Genomic DNA, 15,245 nt, shown 5'->3' with positions numbered 1-15,245 from the left:
GTCGCTCGCCTTTCATGTTGCGGCCCTCCGCAGATGGCTGCGTTGTGCAGCATTGTAAGCCGGAGCACCTCATAGCGAGGACCCCCAATCGCTACGCGAAGCGCGTTTGTACAGTTCGCCTTCGCGGCGCGAGATCAGTTGCTCGCTGGCCGAGCCGTCAGGACGGCAGAGCTTCAGCGTGACGCGGCCGCTGCCTTTGCGCGGCTGAGCAATGACGCGCTGGCGCGCGGAGGGTGCAGGCGTTCGCGACAGCGCCACATAGCTGAACTTCTCGTCTTCCCACGGCACCTCGGCGCCTTTGGCCTGGCGATGCAGCCGCGAACGCGCCACGCGCTCGGCGAAATGACACCAGTCGGGCGCCTGCAGCGGGCAGCCGTGGGCATGAGGGCAGGGCGCGATGACGTGTGCGCCCGCTTCAAGCAATTGCCGCCGCGCGGCGACGATCCGCTGCCAGCCGGCCGGCGTGCCGGGCTCGACGATGACGAGCGTGTCGGCGGTCAACTGCCAGAGCCGCTGTAGAACTTGCGGCCGTTTGTCCGGATCAAGTTCGTTCAGAACATAAGCCAGCGTGACGAGATCGCGTGGCGCGTCGTCGATTTTGTCTTTCGCAATGTCCGCGTTGCGCCACGAGACGGATGGCAGGTCGGCCGCGGCTGCGAGCTGTTCGCCGCAGTTGCGAAACACCGGACTTGCTTCCAGAAGCAGCGCGTCGGTGAGAGCCCAGCAATCGGTTGCGGCCCAAAGTGCGGTGCCGGGGCCTGCGCCGATATCGAGCATGGTTTTGGGCGAAAACTCCGGTCGTGCCTCGGCGATGGCAGAAAAAGCCGAGCGTACCGCTGCGTAGGTCGCAGGCAGTCGCACGGCGAGGTAGGCGAGCGCATCCCGGCGGCTTGCGACGTGAAGCGAACCATCGCGCCGCTCTGCGCGATAGCGGCGTGACAGTTCCGCCGCGGCGTCGGCGAGATCGGCCAACGCGACACCGGTCAGCGCGCGGTCGACGGCCTGCCGCAATGGGGGTGGGAGCTCCATGAAACACCTACGGCCGCTATGCATACACGACCTAGCGGCGGCCTGCTGCTCTCCGCTATGATGGCGGGGAGACCCGAAGTTCTGCGCCGAAAGCACGGAGGATCGTCATGGACGCCGTCACGCCGAAACACATCACCGCCGACGAGCACTCGCACGTGGTGAAGCCCGCCGACATGGACTGGAAGCCGACGCGCTTTCCGGGCTGCGAAGTAAAGACCCTGCTGATGGACGAGAAGACCGGCCTGATGACCGCGCTGATGCGCTTTGCGCCGGGCGCCGTTCTGCCGGACCATGAGCACGTCAACATCGAGCAGACCTATGTGCTCGAAGGGCGCCTGGTCGACAAGGAAGGCCCGGTTGAGGGCCTTGAGGCCAAGAAGGGTGAGTTCGTCTGGCGCGAGCCGGGCAGTCGCCATTCGGCCTGGTGCCCGGACGGTGGCCTGATGCTGGCGATCTTCCAGGTGCCGAACAAATTTTACGAGAAGGACGGCCGCGTCACCGATCCGACCGGCAAGATCTGGGACGAGGTCTGGGGCCATACCGGCAAGGCCTGATCCGATCGGGATGGCGAGGATTGCAATGGCCGGCCTTCGAGCCGGCCATTTTGCTGCTGAATAACGGGATGCAGCGTGTTGGCGTCGGACGTGCGCCAAGGCTATAGATCGGCATTCGCGGGCGTGGCGAAATTGGTAGACGCAAGGGACTTGAAGACTTGAGTGCTCCCGGGGAAACCCTGGATGCAGAACTGCTCAAACTCGGGGAAACCGGTGACAGGCAATCCCGAGCCAAGCATGCCAGCCGAACGATTGTCGCGCGGCCGGCATGAAGGTGTAGAGACTAGACGGGCAGCACCTAAAGCGCGCGAGTGCGTCACGGTGAAGGTATAGTCCAGACCCCAAACAGGGCTTCGGCTGAACATGCCAAGCCCAGGCGGCGAAAGCCGTAGCGGGTACGAAAATCCCTAGGCTCGAAAGAGCTGTGCCGGTTCAAGTCCGGCCGCCCGCACCAAATCACCGCGCCGCATCGGCGGCGGTTTCAAAATGCCATCGGTTGAATGGTCGGCCTGCCGGATGCCCGTCCGCGGGGGCAATTGTCGCGCCGGCACAGTTCCGCCCTGATGGTTTACGCGAAATTAATCGAAACCTTTCAAATCTTAATACCTGACAATTTGGCGAATCCGCGAAGGGTGCCGCTGAACCGTTCGCCCTGCGCCTAAAAACACAATCAAGAGTGCCGCAATGATCCAACGCCTATCCGTCAACCTGCTGTTGAAGTCGGTCATCCTGACGCTGTCGGCCGCAATCGTGATCGTGCTGTCGGTCGGTGCCTGGAACTCGTGGCACCGGCAGGCGACGGTCCAACGGATCGCGGGAGTCGTCGAGACGTCGGCGAGCTTCTTCACGGCGCTGCACAATCTGCGGGTCGATCGTTCGACGACGTCCCGCGAACTCGCCTCGGACCGCACCTATTCGACGCTGCCTGACCAGTTGCGCACCCTGCGTGAGGCCGAAATGCCGGCTCTGAAGGCGGGGCTTGCTTCGATGGCCAACCTGGACTTCCCCGGGCGCGATGCCGCGGTCGCCGCGCTCGACAAGTCGATCAAGAAGCTCGAAGTGCTGCACAAGGCATCCGCTGCAGCTCTGGCGCAGCCGAAGGCTTCGCGGCCGTCTGGCCTCGCCAAGGAGGCCTTCGCCGAGATGGATGGCCTTGTTCAGATGATCGACAGTCTGACGGCGCGGATGATGGCGTCCGTGAAGCTCGAAGATGGCTATGTCGACCAGTTGCTTCTGATCAAGCAGCTTGCTTGGGAAACGCGCAACAGTGCCGGCGACTCGTCGGTGATGATCTCGAACACGCTTGGCGGTGTGGCGTTGCCGCCGGACGCGATGATGACCTACACCGCGAGTGTCGCCAAGGCGGAGAACGCCTGGGCCACGCTTGAACAGGTCGCTTCGGGCCTAAATCTGCCGGCAGCCTTTCACAAGGCGGTTGCCACCGCCAAGCAGGAGTTCTTCGGTGACTACAGTCAACTGCGGCTGAAGACGTTCAAGGCCCTGATGGCCAAGGAGGCGGTGCCATACACGGTCGCCACTTGGCTGCCGATGTCGGTCGGCAAGCTCGGCACGCTGCTGCATGTCGCCGAGTCGGCGCTGGACACGGCAAAGGAGCACGCCGCGCGTGAACACGCCGCGGCGATCACCTCGTTTTCGATTCAAGTTTCGTTGCTGCTCGTCGCGATCGCCTTCAGCGCGGGCATGATGTTCGTGGTGACGCGCCGGGTCACGAGCCCGTTGCGCCAGATTCAGCAGGCAATGCTGAAGGTGGCGGAAGGCGACTTCTCAGTGGTGCTGCCGGGGCTCGATCGCAAGGACGAGATCGGCGACGTGTCGAATGCCGTCGAGAAATTCAAGGTGCTGGCGGACGAGAAGGCGCGGCGCGAGGCCGCCGAGGCCACGCAGCGCATGAAGTCGGAGGCGGATCGTCAGGCCGAAGCGGCCCGCCTCGAAGCCGAGCGCCAGGATGCTGAGGCTCGCGCCCAGGCGAAGGTCGCCGAAGAGCAGGGCCGTGCGGTCGGCATGCTGGCCGAAGGCCTGCAGAAGCTGACCGAAGGCGAACTCAGCTTCCGGCTGGGAGAAGGCTTCAGCGAGGCCTATCGGCAAATCCGCGACAATTTCAATTCGGCGATCGGCCAGATCGAAGAAACGATCGGTGGCATCAAGACCTCGGCCGGCGAGGTCACCAACGCCTCGAAGGAAATTTCCACAAGCACGACCGATCTGTCGCAGCGGACCGAGGAACAGGCCGCGAGCCTTGAGGAGACGTCGGCCTCGATGGAGGAAATCTCTACCACGGTGAAGAAGAACGCCGAGAACGCCCAGGCGGCCAATCATTCGGCTGCGGCAACACGGGCGGTGGCGGACCGCGGCGGCGAGGTGGTCGCCAAGGCCGTGAATGCCATGGCCAAGATCGAGGAGTCGTCGCGGCAGATCTCCGATATCATCGGCGTGATCGACGAGATCGCACGGCAGACGAATCTGTTGGCGCTGAACGCGGCAGTCGAAGCGGCGCGTGCCGGCGATGCCGGCCGGGGCTTCGCGGTGGTGGCGGCCGAAGTCCGCAGCCTCGCGCAGCGGTCGTCCCAGGCGGCGAAAGACATCAAGGACCTGATCACCAATTCGAGCGGTCAAGTGCAAGAGGGCGTCGACCTCGTGAACAGGGCCGGACAGGCGCTCCAGGAGATCGTCGAGTCGATCAAGACCGTGGCCAGCATCGTGGCCGAAATCGCCACGGCCAGCAGCGAGCAGTCATCCGGCATCGAGCAGGTCAACAAGGCGCTGAGCCAGATGGACGAGGTGACGCAGCAGAACTCGGCGCTGGTCGAGGAGAATGCCGCGACCGCCAAGGTGCTGGAGCAGCAGGCCCGTGCCATGGACGAGCGGGTGGCGTTCTTCCATGTCAGCGCCATGGACCACGCCGGTGCGAGCCGCAGCGCTGCTTCGGTTGTGCGAAAGGCTGCGCCGATCAGGCCGTCCGTCAGCAAGCCGGCGGCAAAGTCTGCCCGCGCCGTCACGCAGGGCGCGCTGGCGGTCAAGAACGATCCCGACTGGGCAGAGTTCTAGGCGCTCTCATACGACCGGCGCGTGTATCTCTTGTCCCTCTCTCAAAAATGGGAGAGGGATTTTTTTGTGCGCTGCGTCCGGAACGGTGCGGCGCGTGCGCGCGAGGCGGTGGCCGCGATTGACAAAAACGTCAGGCAAATCACATAGTTTGATGATACTCGACCGACTCGTCGCCGTTGAGCGGATAGCTGAAATCCGGTTGTCTGCTTCGATCGGGTGACACTGCATTCGGTCACGATCGCCGAAGGAGGGGATGCCTTCGATGACGACCCGCGGGAGCAAGTCATGAGCATGAAATCCATTCTGGTTCCTATGGAGCCGCACGACGGCATGGCGTCGGTGCTTGAGACAGCGTTGCTGCTGGCGCGGAAATGCGACAGCTACATTGAAGGGTTCCCGCTACGCTTCGGCATCAGCGAGTTCGTGGCGGTCGATCCGGCTGGATCGATTCCGCTCGAATCCTATCGCCAGGAAAGCCTCGAAGAGGCTGCCCAGGCACGCAAGATGTTTGAAGGGTTCATGACCGAGCGGAGCATTCCGCGGGCCGGCGCAGCCTCCAAGGGGCTGTCGTGCGCCTGGCTCGACGAGGCGCCCGAAGGCGAGGGCTTCGTCGGCAGCTACGGCCGGGTGTTCGACGTCACGGTGCTGGGGCGGCCTGACGCCAATACGATCGGGCTGCACAACCGCGCCATCGAGTCGGGCCTGTTCGAAAGCGGCAAGCCGATCCTGCTGGCGCCGCCCACACCGCCCAAGCAGATCGCCACCAACATCCTGATCCATTGGAATTGCAGCACCGAGCAGGCGCGGACCACGGCCTTCGCCATGCCGTTGCTGCATCAGGCCTCACAGGTCACGGTGCTGTTCGTTCCCGGCGGCCAGGGTGTGCCGGGTCCGTCGGCCGAGCAGTTCCTGCGGCATCTTCATTTCAACGGCATCCCGGCCAAGCTCAAGACCGTCAACCTCGATGGCAAGACCACCGGACAGGTGATCCTCGAGCAGGCCAAGGCCGAGGGCTGCGATCTTCTGGTCAAGGGCGCATACACCCAGAGCCGGTTGCGGCAGATGATCTTCGGCGGCGCGACGAGCCATATCCTGGCTCATGCCGACCTTCCGGTGTTCATGGCGCACTGACCTACCTCCGATCTTCTTTTGGATCGGATGCCGCGCTGGCCGCTCGTTCGCCAGCGCGAACGCTTGGTGGTATGCCGCGCCGGATCCTCGCCATAGCGCGTCGAAGACGCGCGTAAACGCGCTGATGGCTCGGCGGCGCGGCCTCGCCAATGCCAGAATTGCGCCCTGGATTCTTTACTTTTTCTGGTTATCTCCCGCCTGTCGGGATGGGGATTTAGGCCTGCGCGAGCAGTCACCACGGAATCATCGAGCAGGGTTGCGCAACGTTTGGCGTGCGCGACCGCGCTGGCTCTTGGCCTGCAGCAGCGTGCTTGCGGCATTGGCCTTGGCCGGCTGCGGAACGGTCAGCGACGAGTTTGGGGGCCGCGCGGCCGTGTCGCCGGGGAAGTACACCATCTACCCGTGCCCCAATATCGAGGCTCGCATCATCGAGACCCGGAAGCGGCGCACCGAACTCGAGCAGTTGATGGCGCGCTCGTCGCAGTCGGCCGGCGGCGAGTTCGTCAACGCAATCGCCTACCGCACCGAATACGTCCAGACCGGCGGCGATCTCGAAGAACTGGCGCGCGCTTCGGCCGAGAAGAAGTGCGCCATCGATAACAAGTATTCGAGCGGGCGCACGGTGTACTGAGCCGTGCGGCGTCCTCAGCCGAAGCGCTTGCGCGCGAGCGCCACGCCCTGACCCAACGCCACAAGCTTCGCCGCCGCGATGTCGCGGCGCATCGGCGCCATGCCGCAATTGGTGCCGGCGATGATGCGCTCCTTCGCCACATGCTTGAGCGCCGCCTCGATGGTTGCGGCGACCTGCTCGGGTGTCTCGATCGCATCGGTCGCCACGTCGATGACGCCGATCTGGACATCCTTACCCTTGAGCAGCGCAAGCAATTCGATCGGCACCTTCGAGTGGATGCATTCCAGCGACACCTCGGTGAGGCGGCTTGCCGCGAGCGCCGGGAAGGTGTCCTCGTATTGCCGCCATTCGCCGCCGAGTGTGGTCTTCCAGTCGATGTTGGCCTTGATGCCGTAGCCGTAGCAGATGTGCACTGCGGTCCGGCATTTGAGCCCGTCAATGGCGCGATGCAGAGCCTCGACGCCCCAGGTCGAGACGTCCTTCATGTAGACGTTGAAGGCCGGCTCATCGAACTGGATGGCGTCGACGCCGTCGGCCTCGAGCGCGCGAGCCTCCTGGTTGAGGAGGTCGGCAAAGGCAAACGCCATCTTCACCCGGTCGCCGTAATGCGCGTCGGCGATGGTGTCGATGATGGTCATCGGACCGGGCATGGTGATCTTGAGCTTGCGCGTGGTGTGGGCGCGGGCAAAGCGGGCCTCCGCGCCGTGGACGCGGCCGCGAAGCTTCAACGCGCCGGTGACGGTGGGCACCATCGCCTTGTAGCGGTTGTTGCGGATGCCCATCTCGACCTTCTTGCCGAAGTCGATGCCGTCTACGAATTCGAGAAAGCCGTGGACGAAGTGCTGCCGCGACTGCTCGCCATCGGTGACGATGTCGATGCCGGCGTCCTCCTGCAGCTTGAGCGCCAACAGCGTCGCGTCGAACTTGCCGGCCGCAAGATCCGGGCCCGTGAGCCGCCATTGCGGCCATAGCTTGTCGGGCTCGGCCAGCCACGAGGGCTTGGGCAGCGAGCCCGCGATGGTGGTCGGAAACATCTGAGCAGCTCCGGCTTGGCTTACTCGCAGGCCTATTCGTCATCGGGCCGCGCGCTGGGCAGCTTATGCTCGCGGGCCACGCTGCCCGGCGTGGCGGTGTGCCAATCATAGAGCCAATTGTAGCGGTACAGCAGCAGGGGACCGCCGGCCAATCGCAGAAAGATATTGCGCAGCACGGCCTCGGCCGCGCTCATGTGGTAGGTCCGGCCGTTGCTGCGGGCGGCATTCTGCACCCGCGCGGTGCGCCGCCGTCGCGCCCGCTCGTAGCGGCGCATCGCCGAGGCGACGTCGTCGGGATAGCGGCCCATGCAATCGGCCAGCACGGCGGCGTCCTCGATCGCCATGGCGGCGCCTTGAGCAAGGAACGGCAGCATCGGGTGGGCGGCATCTCCCAGGAGCGTCACCGGGCCGTCACTCCAGGGGCTGAACGGATCGATGTCGTAGAGCGCCCATTTCGTCCAGCGGTCCGGCTGCGCCAGGAAGTCACGCACCGGCGCGCACCAGCTCCACTGCGAGTAGCGCGAGAGGAGCTGCTCGCGGTCGCCGCTCGCGGCCCAGCCGGGCTCCGCCCAGTTGTCGTCGACGATGGCCACGATGTTGATCAGCGCGCCGGTCTTGACCGGGTAATGCACGATGTGGGCGCTGCGGCCGAGCCAGAGCTGCACCTCGGGCGCGCGGAACTCGGCGTCGACGGTGGAGGCCGGCACCAGCGCCCGCCAGGCGGTGCGCTTGCGGAATTGCGGGCGGGCGCGCACGCCGAGCCGCGGCCGCAGCACCGACCACAGCCCGTCAGCGGCAATCAGCGCAATGCCGTGTTCCTCGGATGCCGTGGAGCGCCTGCGGCAGGCGGCGCTGACGCCGTGGGCGTGCACCACGAAATCCTCGACCCGGGTGCCAAGCCGCAGCGAAATGTCGGGGTTCGCCTGCACGGCTTCGAGCAGTGCCATCTGCAAATCGGCACGATGGATCGACCAGTAGGGCGCGCCGTAGCGCTTCTCGGCGTCAGCTCCAAGCGGGATGCGGGCCAGCGTGCTGCCCGATGCGGTGTGGATCGTGATCCCTTTCGGCTCGAACACATCGGCTTTGAGCCGCGAGCCGAGGCCCATTTCGATCAGGATGCGGGTGGCGTTCGGGGAGAGCTGAATGCCGGCGCCGGTCTCTTCGAGCCGCTCGGCCTGTTCCATCAGCGTGACGCGGAAACCGCTCCGCGCCAGCATCAGCGCGGCACTCAATCCACCGATGCCCGCGCCCGCGATCAGGACGTTGCGCGATGACGCCACGGAGCTCCCGCGTTCACACTGCTTCGGTCAATGCGCAGGCCGCCGGCCGCGCCTCATGAGGATCGAGATTCGGATCGTGCCGGTAGAGCGTCGAACAATAAGGACAGATGATCTCCTTGTCGGCGCCCATATCGAGGAACACATGAGGGTGGTCGAACGGCGGCTTGGCGCCGACGCACTGGAATTCGTGTGCGCCGATCTCGATCACCGCGACACCCGGATCGTTGTGGAAGTGGGGAACGATATGGTCGGACATGGTTCCGCAGATTTCTGGCCTGACGTGCAGTTATGCGCTGCACCATAACGATCTGCATTAAGCTTTCCTAGTCACAGCTTTCCGCAAATCCTCAAATTCACCGCATTTGGAACACGTCTGAAGGCCAGCCGGTTGATTGTGGCGAGTTGAAACGATGTCTGCGACACACCGCATGATCCGCGTTCCACGGCCGCATCGGCCGGTCTGGCATGCCTGGACGGCAGCGACCGGATTCGCCGTCGCGGCGGTGTTCTGCGCGCCGCTGGCGTTCGAAGCGAATTCGCTGCTCAAGGCCTACGAAGATCCGGTGGCGATCAGCGACCGCGCGTTGTCGCGCGCCTTCGACGGCAAGGTCGCGACGGCCGAGATCGAATCGGCCCTGAAGGCCAACGACGCTGATCTTGCGAAAAGCTTCGTCGAGCTGGCCGATGACCGGCACGTCGAGCTTTCGTCCGATCTTCGCAAGCGGGTCGACGATGCCGTGGAGGAAGCCAATTCGGCTGCTGCTGCCGCCAACAGCTTCGCGCGCGGCCTGATCACCGGCGATCCGGCGGATGCGGTCGGCCTGGCCGGTACGGCGGTCGGTGATCTGTTCGTGTTCGGCGACATCCGCGACGCCGTGCGGGAAGGCAGCCGCTACGCCAGCGGCGAGAACTACGATCAGCTCGTGCTCGGGCTCGCCTGTGTCGGCATCGCCATCACGGCCGGCACCTATGCGACCATCGGCTTTGGCGCGCCGGCGCGGATCGGATTGTCGGCCGTCAAGGCCGCGCGCCGCACCGGGAAGATCACAGGCTCGATGGCGTCCTGGATCGGCCGCTCGCTGCGCGAGACCGTCGATTGGGCGGCGTTGAAGCGCGCCGGCGGTTCGCTGGCCGAGCCGGTCGTCGCGGTGCGCACGGCGCGCGAGGCCGTGAAGGTCGAGAAGGCCGGCGGCTTGGTCCAGTTGGTCGGCGATGTCGGCAAGGTGCAGACCAAAGCCGGGACGCGGGCCGCGTTGGATAGCCTGAAGATCGCCAACAATCCCGCCGAAGTGGCGCGCGTCGCCAAGCTCGCCGAAAAGAAGGGCGGCAAGACCCGGGCAATCCTCAAGACGCTGGGTCGCGGCGCGATCCTGCTCTCCATCAGCTCGTTCAATCTGGCGATGTGGATCCTGGGTGCGATCGCAACCCTGTTTGGTTTTGTCTCGTCCGCCAAGTCCGGTGTCGAGCGCGCCACCGAGCGCCATCTGGCGCGGAAGCGGGCCCGTGAGCAGGCGCGCTATGCGGCGATGCTCGGTGTCAAAGCCGGCGCGAAGGCTTGATCCTTCGGCGTTCCTGGTCTCTATCTCCCCCGCATGCCGACCTTCAGCCACGGTTCTGTAGAGATCGCCTATCTCGATGAGGGGCAGGGCGATCCCATCATCCTCATCCACGGGTTCGCCTCGTCCAAGGACGTGAATTGGGCCCAGACCAGCTGGTTCACGACGCTCAAGAGCGCAGGCCGCCGCGTGATCGCGCTCGACAATCGTGGCCACGGTCAGTCCGCCAAGCTCTATGACCCGGCCGAATATCACACCGCCAAGATGGCGTCCGACGTGCGGGCCTTGATGGCGCATCTCGGCATCGGCCGCGCTGACGTGATGGGCTATTCGATGGGCGCGCGGATCACCGCGTTTCTCGCGCTGGAGAGCCCGGAGCTGACGCGTTCCATCGTGCTGGGCGGGCTCGGCATCCACCTGGTCGAAGGCGTCGGGCTGCCCGAGAGCATCGCCGACGCGATGGAGGCGCCGTCGCTCGCCGACGTCACCGACGCGCAGGGCTATGCGTTCCGCGCCTTCGCCGACAAGACCAAGTCGGATCGCCGCGCGCTCGCGGCCTGCATTCGCGGCTCGCGGCAGGAGATGACGCGCGAGCAGGTTGGATCGATCAAGACGCCGACCCTGGTGGCGATCGGAACCCGCGACCTCGTTGCGGGCTCGCCCGACCGGCTCGTGGCGCTGATGCCAAATGCGCGCTCGCTGCCCATTCCCGACCGTGACCACATGATCGCGGTCGGCGACAAGGTCTACAAAGCCGGCGTGCTGGAATTCCTGGCGGAGCGGCCATGACGCGTCCGCCACTGCCGGCCGCCGCGACCTTCAAGGGCGCGTCGGACAACACGCTGATCGGCGATGTCTATGGCGAGCAGGGCGCCCCGGTGCTGCTGCTTCACGGCGGCGGTCAGACCCGGCACGCCTGGAAGAAAACCGGCGAACTGATCGCGCAGATCGGCCGCACCGCCTACGCGGTCGACCAGCGCGGTCATGGCGATTCCCAATGGGTCCAGGACGGCGCCTACCAATACGAAGATTTCGCCGCCGACGCCCGGACGCTCGCCGATACACTTGCGGAACGGATCGGTGGCGCGCGGCCCGTGGCCGTCGGCGCCTCGCTCGGCGGGATGGCGGCGCTGCTCGCCAACGGCGGCGGCTCGCACGGCAAGGAAGCCTTCTCCGCGCTGGTGCTGGTCGATGTTACGCCGCGCATCGACAGCGAGGGGGTCGCCAAGATCCAGGGCTTCATGCGGGCCAATCTGCGCGAGGGCTTCGGCTCGATCGCCGAGGCCGCCGACGCGGTCGCGGCCTACCTGCCGCATCGGCCGAAGCCGCGCTCCCACGAGGGGCTGAAGAAGAACCTGCGGCTGCACCCCGATGGTCGCTGGCGTTGGCACTGGGACCCCCGGTTCCTGGAGGGCAACCGCCGGATCGGCCCGGGCTCGGGCGAGGTCGAGCGGGTGCTGGTCGAGGCCGCGCGGCGCATCACCATTCCGACGCTGCTGGTGCGGGGCGCGTCCTCCGAACTGGTGGGTGAGGAGCACGCCAAGGATTTTCTCAAGCTCGTGCCGCACGCTCGATACGTGGACGTCACCGGAGCTCGCCACATGGTGGCCGGCGACCGCAACGATCAGTTCGCAAACGCCATTGAGGGGTTTCTTAAAGAGTTGAAAGTATCCGCTTAAGCCTTTGAATTGTAATGTTGTTCTATGCTTGGCATTGCGCTTAATATGACTGTGCCCTAACTGTGCTAAAACCGCGCTCCAGGATCATCCCGGCGTGGACCGGAGGGACTATGGCTCAGAAGCAAACCAGGCCCGAAAGCGCGGTGCAGAAGCTCGATCCGGTCTGGGCGAAAATTCGCGACGAAGCGAATGCCATCGTCCATCACGAGCCGGAGATCGGCACCTTCATCTTTTCCTCGATCCTGCATCACGACACGCTGGAAGCCGCGGTCATCAACCGCGTCGCCGAGCGTCTCGATCACCAGGACGTCACCGCTGAGCTGATCCGAAAGGCCTATACCGACGCGCTCGAAGCCGATCCGAAGCTGGGCGAAGCCTTCCGCGCCGATATCGTCGCGGTGTTCGACCGCGATCCGGCGACCGACCGCTTCATCGAGCCGATGCTCTATTACAAAGGTTTCCACGCCATTCAGACTCATAGGCTTGCGCACTGGCTTTGGAGCCAAGGTCGCAAGGACTTCGCGTACTATCTTCAGAGCCGTTCGTCGGCGGTGTTCCAGTGCGACGTCCATCCGGCCGCCAGGATCGGCCGCGGCATCTTCCTCGATCACGCCACCGGACTGGTGGTCGGCGAGACGGCGGTGATCGGCGACAACGTCTCGATGCTGCATGACGTCACGCTCGGCGGAACCGGCAAGGATCATGGCGACCGCCATCCCAAGATCGCCGATGGCGTGCTGATCGGCGCCGGCGCCAAGATCATCGGCAACATCGAGATCGGTCATTGCGCGCGCGTGGCCGCAGGCTCGGTGGTGCTGACCACGGTGCCGCACAACGTCACGGTGGCCGGCATCCCGGCCAAGGTCGTCGGCGATGCGCCATGCGCAGAGCCATCACGCACCATGGACCACATGTTCCCAGGATAGAGTGGGACGGCGGTAGGCAATCCCGGGCGTCCGTGGTACAGCGGCCCCATAAACCGGAGAGGGTCCGTGGACGTAGCGGAAGTCAAGAAGCTCGACGCCTATCTGCGCAAGCTGTTCGGCAACCCGGACATTCGCGTGGTGCCGAAGAAGGGCGACACCGCCGAGATTTTCATCGGCGAGGATGATCTCGGCGTGCTGACCGTCGACGACGAGGACGGCGACCGCTCCTACAATTTCCGGATGGTCATCCAGGTCAGCAACGATCCGAGCTTCGCGCCGGTGCCGACACTGACGACTTACCTGCGCGCCAAGTTCGACAACGAGAACATCCGTGTGGTGACGCGGCCGAAGAAGACGGACTCGCTCGAAGCCTATATCGGCGAGGAGTTTCTCGGCGTGTTGTTCGTCGAGAACGAGAAGGGCCGCCGCTCGTACATTTTCGAGCTGCCGATCCTCGATGTCGATCTCGACCCGGTCGGCTGAGCCGGACCTGCGTCAGTCGAGCGGGATTTTGATGCCCGTCTCGCGCTCATGCATGTCCATCCACTTGCCTTCGAGGTCGCGCGGCTGCATGTAGATCTTGCGGCCGTCGGTATCGCCATAGCGCGCGCAAAGCTCTTCGAACGAGGGCATGCGGCTGTAGTCGTCGCGATAGAGCCGATCCTGTCTGGCCAGAATTTCCTCGCAGGACGATTGCTCGAGCTCGTCGATGTTGCCTTCATGCACATCGAGCTTCATCGCAAGTTTTCGAGGCTGATCGGCGGTTTCCATCAGCATCGGAATCCACTCCCGTTCCGAGCGCCAGTCATTGAAGCGACCGCGCCGCAGATTCATGATCCGTGCGGGCAATGCGTCGCGGATGTCCTCGGTGATGCGCTCGTCTTCGTAACGCCGGGCGAGCCCGGCATAGAAATAGGGCGTGACGGTGCGGCGCGGCTCGCCCGGAATGCTCTCCATGATGTCGAGCAATTCGTCAAAAACCGGCAGAGTGTTTTTCGTCAGGAACAGCCGCTCCTGGCAGACCATTCCGCGCTCGGCGGCCATCCGCAGGATCGATATCTGGTAGTCGAAGTCGCCGGGCCTGCCGTTCCAGCGGTCATGGACCTTGCCGCAACCGGCGAGCGATGTGTGGAAGCCCACGATGCCGGCAGCCTGCCGCTCGTCCATCCAGACCTTCAGGGCATCGGGATCGCGCATGCGCAGCCCGCCGAGATTCAGGATTTCGAACGCGTTGCCGCGCCGCGCCCGTAGACGGCGCACGCCTTCAAGCGTCTCGATATCGTAGTCGAAGGAAGGCCCGATGAACGTCCGGATGACGATGTCGGTGCCGCCTGAATCCCGCCAGTCGTAGAAGCGATGAACGAGTTGTTCGAAGCGCGAGAAGGGCAGCTTGGTGCCCTTGCGGGTTTCGGACACGAGGCAGTAGCGGCAGATGTGCGCGCACGGCGCGTGGCGCAGCGAGAAGATCAGCCCCCTTGCTTCAACCGGCCTGGGCATCCTTGCTCCTCGACACTTGGCGCTGCGCGGCGATCGCCGGATTCGACAGTCGTTTGTCCTTCAGTGTATCTGGCGAAATATAACGCAGCTCGTCCCGGGCCGGCTACGCCCATCGCCGCCGCGTTCGGAGTGGCTAGACCTGCGGCTTGAAGCCCGCGATCAAGCGGTCGATCGCTTCCGATACGGCTCGCCAGTCCGACAGCCAGTCGCGCGGAAAGCGCACCGTGATGTCGGCGCCGCCAATTCTGCGCTCATGCAGGCACATCGCAGGCGTGAGCCCGGAGGTCCGCGTGCAGCGGAGCAGGAACTGTTCGGGCCGCGACGGATCGAGCACCAGGTCCTCGCCCTGATAGGCGGTGCCGTCGCGGAACACCTGCGTGCTGAGCCCGTCGGTGCTCACGATCGGCGCGGCATCGAGATAGCGCGGATAGATCGTCTTCAGCCGATCCATCGGCGCGAGCGTGCTGTCGCTCGCCGCGATGGTGACGAACAGCCGGTCGGTGACGTCGGGCGTGTCGGTCGGCTGCGGCTTGATGGCCGGGTCGGGCGGCGTCATCGACGGCCACACGAAGGTCATGTCGATCCGCGGCTGGGTGCCGGACTTCCGTTGCATCTTGAAGCGGATCGCGGCCGGCGGGACGTTGAACGCGACGCCGCCGATGGTCACCGGAATGGACGGCGCATCGGGGGCGAGCGTGGTGCCGACCGGCCAGAGCATGTAGGCCACTGGCGCAGCCGCAATCGCTGCGGCAACGAGGCCTGCAAGCATCACCAGGATACGGCCGATCAAGCCGCCGCCTTTCCTGCGTCTGCGTCCCAAGGTCGCCGCGTAAGTCATTGGCACTGATACCTGAATCGTCCG

Annotated in this window: 15 protein-coding genes and 1 pseudogene; 10 read left to right on the top strand and 6 right to left on the bottom strand. The window is 64.9% G+C overall.

Translation table 11 applies throughout. The features are described 5' to 3' along the window. Window positions 1-69 precede the first annotated feature (69 nt). The gene (locus RHPLAN_RS23355; RefSeq protein WP_068022684.1) at window positions 70-1,029 is read right to left on the bottom strand and encodes a small ribosomal subunit Rsm22 family protein; all 960 of its coding nucleotides are present in this window, start codon (window positions 1,027-1,029) and stop codon (window positions 70-72) included. Window positions 1,030-1,136: 107 nt separating this feature from the next. Between RHPLAN_RS23355 and RHPLAN_RS23350 the strand changes: the two genes are divergently transcribed. The 4 genes from RHPLAN_RS23350 (at window position 1,137) to RHPLAN_RS23335 (ending at window position 6,411) form a co-directional block, all read left to right on the top strand. Continuing rightward, window positions 1,137-1,583: a cupin domain-containing protein gene (locus RHPLAN_RS23350; RefSeq protein ID WP_068022680.1), complete on the top strand. Its 447-nt coding sequence runs from the start codon at window positions 1,137-1,139 to the stop codon at window positions 1,581-1,583. Between the two features lie 684 nt (window positions 1,584-2,267). Next, on the top strand, window positions 2,268-4,649 hold the full coding sequence (locus tag RHPLAN_RS23345) for a methyl-accepting chemotaxis protein (RefSeq protein ID WP_068022678.1): 2,382 nt from the start codon (window positions 2,268-2,270) through the stop codon (window positions 4,647-4,649). Window positions 4,650-4,934: 285 nt separating this feature from the next. Continuing rightward, window positions 4,935-5,780, top strand: coding sequence for a universal stress protein (locus tag RHPLAN_RS23340; RefSeq protein ID WP_237179901.1), 846 nt, complete (start codon window positions 4,935-4,937; stop codon window positions 5,778-5,780). A 373-nt stretch (window positions 5,781-6,153) separates the two neighbouring features. Next, window positions 6,154-6,411 carry a hypothetical protein gene (locus RHPLAN_RS23335; RefSeq protein ID WP_157100433.1) on the top strand — a complete coding sequence of 86 codons (258 nt, stop codon included), beginning with the start codon at window positions 6,154-6,156 and terminating at the stop codon, window positions 6,409-6,411. Between the two features lie 14 nt (window positions 6,412-6,425). On the opposite strand, the gene RHPLAN_RS23330 is transcribed toward RHPLAN_RS23335, so the two are convergent. Genes RHPLAN_RS23330 through RHPLAN_RS23320 form a run of 3 tightly spaced genes read right to left on the bottom strand, consistent with a single transcriptional unit; the run spans window position 6,426 to window position 8,981 of the window. Continuing rightward, complete coding sequence (locus RHPLAN_RS23330) at window positions 6,426-7,445, bottom strand: methionine synthase (protein ID WP_068022672.1); 1,020 nt, start codon at window positions 7,443-7,445, stop codon at window positions 6,426-6,428. A gap of 32 nt (window positions 7,446-7,477) precedes the next feature. Continuing rightward, window positions 7,478-8,725 carry an FAD-dependent monooxygenase gene (locus RHPLAN_RS23325; protein WP_084245400.1) on the bottom strand — a complete coding sequence of 416 codons (1,248 nt, stop codon included), beginning with the start codon at window positions 8,723-8,725 and terminating at the stop codon, window positions 7,478-7,480. Between the two features lie 13 nt (window positions 8,726-8,738). Then, window positions 8,739-8,981: a zinc-finger domain-containing protein gene (locus RHPLAN_RS23320; protein WP_068022671.1), complete on the bottom strand. Its 243-nt coding sequence runs from the start codon at window positions 8,979-8,981 to the stop codon at window positions 8,739-8,741. 154 nt (window positions 8,982-9,135) lie between these two features. Here RHPLAN_RS23320 and RHPLAN_RS23315 point away from each other — a divergent pair, with 154 nt between their 5' ends. The 6 genes and pseudogenes from RHPLAN_RS23315 to RHPLAN_RS23290 all read left to right on the top strand — a co-directional run bounded on the left by RHPLAN_RS23315 (window position 9,136) and on the right by RHPLAN_RS23290 (window position 13,369). Continuing rightward, entirely contained in the window at window positions 9,136-10,284 is a 1,149-nt protein-coding gene (locus RHPLAN_RS23315) for a hypothetical protein (RefSeq protein WP_237179900.1), read from the top strand. A 33-nt stretch (window positions 10,285-10,317) separates the two neighbouring features. Further along, the gene (locus RHPLAN_RS23310) at window positions 10,318-11,070 is read left to right on the top strand and encodes an alpha/beta fold hydrolase (RefSeq protein WP_068022634.1); all 753 of its coding nucleotides are present in this window, start codon (window positions 10,318-10,320) and stop codon (window positions 11,068-11,070) included. Further along, window positions 11,067-11,960, top strand: a complete 894-nt coding sequence (locus tag RHPLAN_RS23305) for an alpha/beta fold hydrolase (RefSeq protein WP_068022631.1) — start codon at window positions 11,067-11,069, stop codon at window positions 11,958-11,960. Before RHPLAN_RS23310 ends, RHPLAN_RS23305 begins: the two co-directional genes overlap by 4 nt. Before the next feature lie 110 nt (window positions 11,961-12,070). Further along, the gene (gene cysE / locus RHPLAN_RS23300) at window positions 12,071-12,886 is read left to right on the top strand and encodes a serine O-acetyltransferase (RefSeq protein ID WP_068022628.1); all 816 of its coding nucleotides are present in this window, start codon (window positions 12,071-12,073) and stop codon (window positions 12,884-12,886) included. 66 nt (window positions 12,887-12,952) lie between these two features. Continuing rightward, a pseudogene (locus RHPLAN_RS40215) lies at window positions 12,953-13,135 on the top strand (DUF3126 family protein); the annotation flags it as partial. Then, complete coding sequence (locus RHPLAN_RS23290; protein WP_068031710.1) at window positions 13,127-13,369, top strand: DUF3126 family protein; 243 nt, start codon at window positions 13,127-13,129, stop codon at window positions 13,367-13,369. The pseudogene RHPLAN_RS40215 and the gene RHPLAN_RS23290, both read left to right, overlap by 9 nt. Before the next feature lie 12 nt (window positions 13,370-13,381). On the opposite strand, the gene RHPLAN_RS23285 is transcribed toward RHPLAN_RS23290, so the two are convergent. Together RHPLAN_RS23285 and RHPLAN_RS23280 are read right to left on the bottom strand one after the other, a co-directional pair. Then, window positions 13,382-14,383, bottom strand: a complete 1,002-nt coding sequence (locus RHPLAN_RS23285) for a radical SAM family protein (RefSeq protein ID WP_068022625.1) — start codon at window positions 14,381-14,383, stop codon at window positions 13,382-13,384. Window positions 14,384-14,516: 133 nt separating this feature from the next. After that, window positions 14,517-15,173 (bottom strand): hypothetical protein, encoded by a 657-nt coding sequence (locus RHPLAN_RS23280; RefSeq protein WP_237179899.1) that lies wholly within the window; start codon window positions 15,171-15,173, stop codon window positions 14,517-14,519. Window positions 15,174-15,245: the final 72 nt, after the last annotated feature.

The organism is Rhodoplanes sp. Z2-YC6860 (genome assembly GCF_001579845.1).
Taxonomy (GTDB): domain Bacteria; phylum Pseudomonadota; class Alphaproteobacteria; order Rhizobiales; family Xanthobacteraceae; genus Z2-YC6860.
This window is presented reverse-complemented; position numbering and strand designations above follow the sequence as displayed.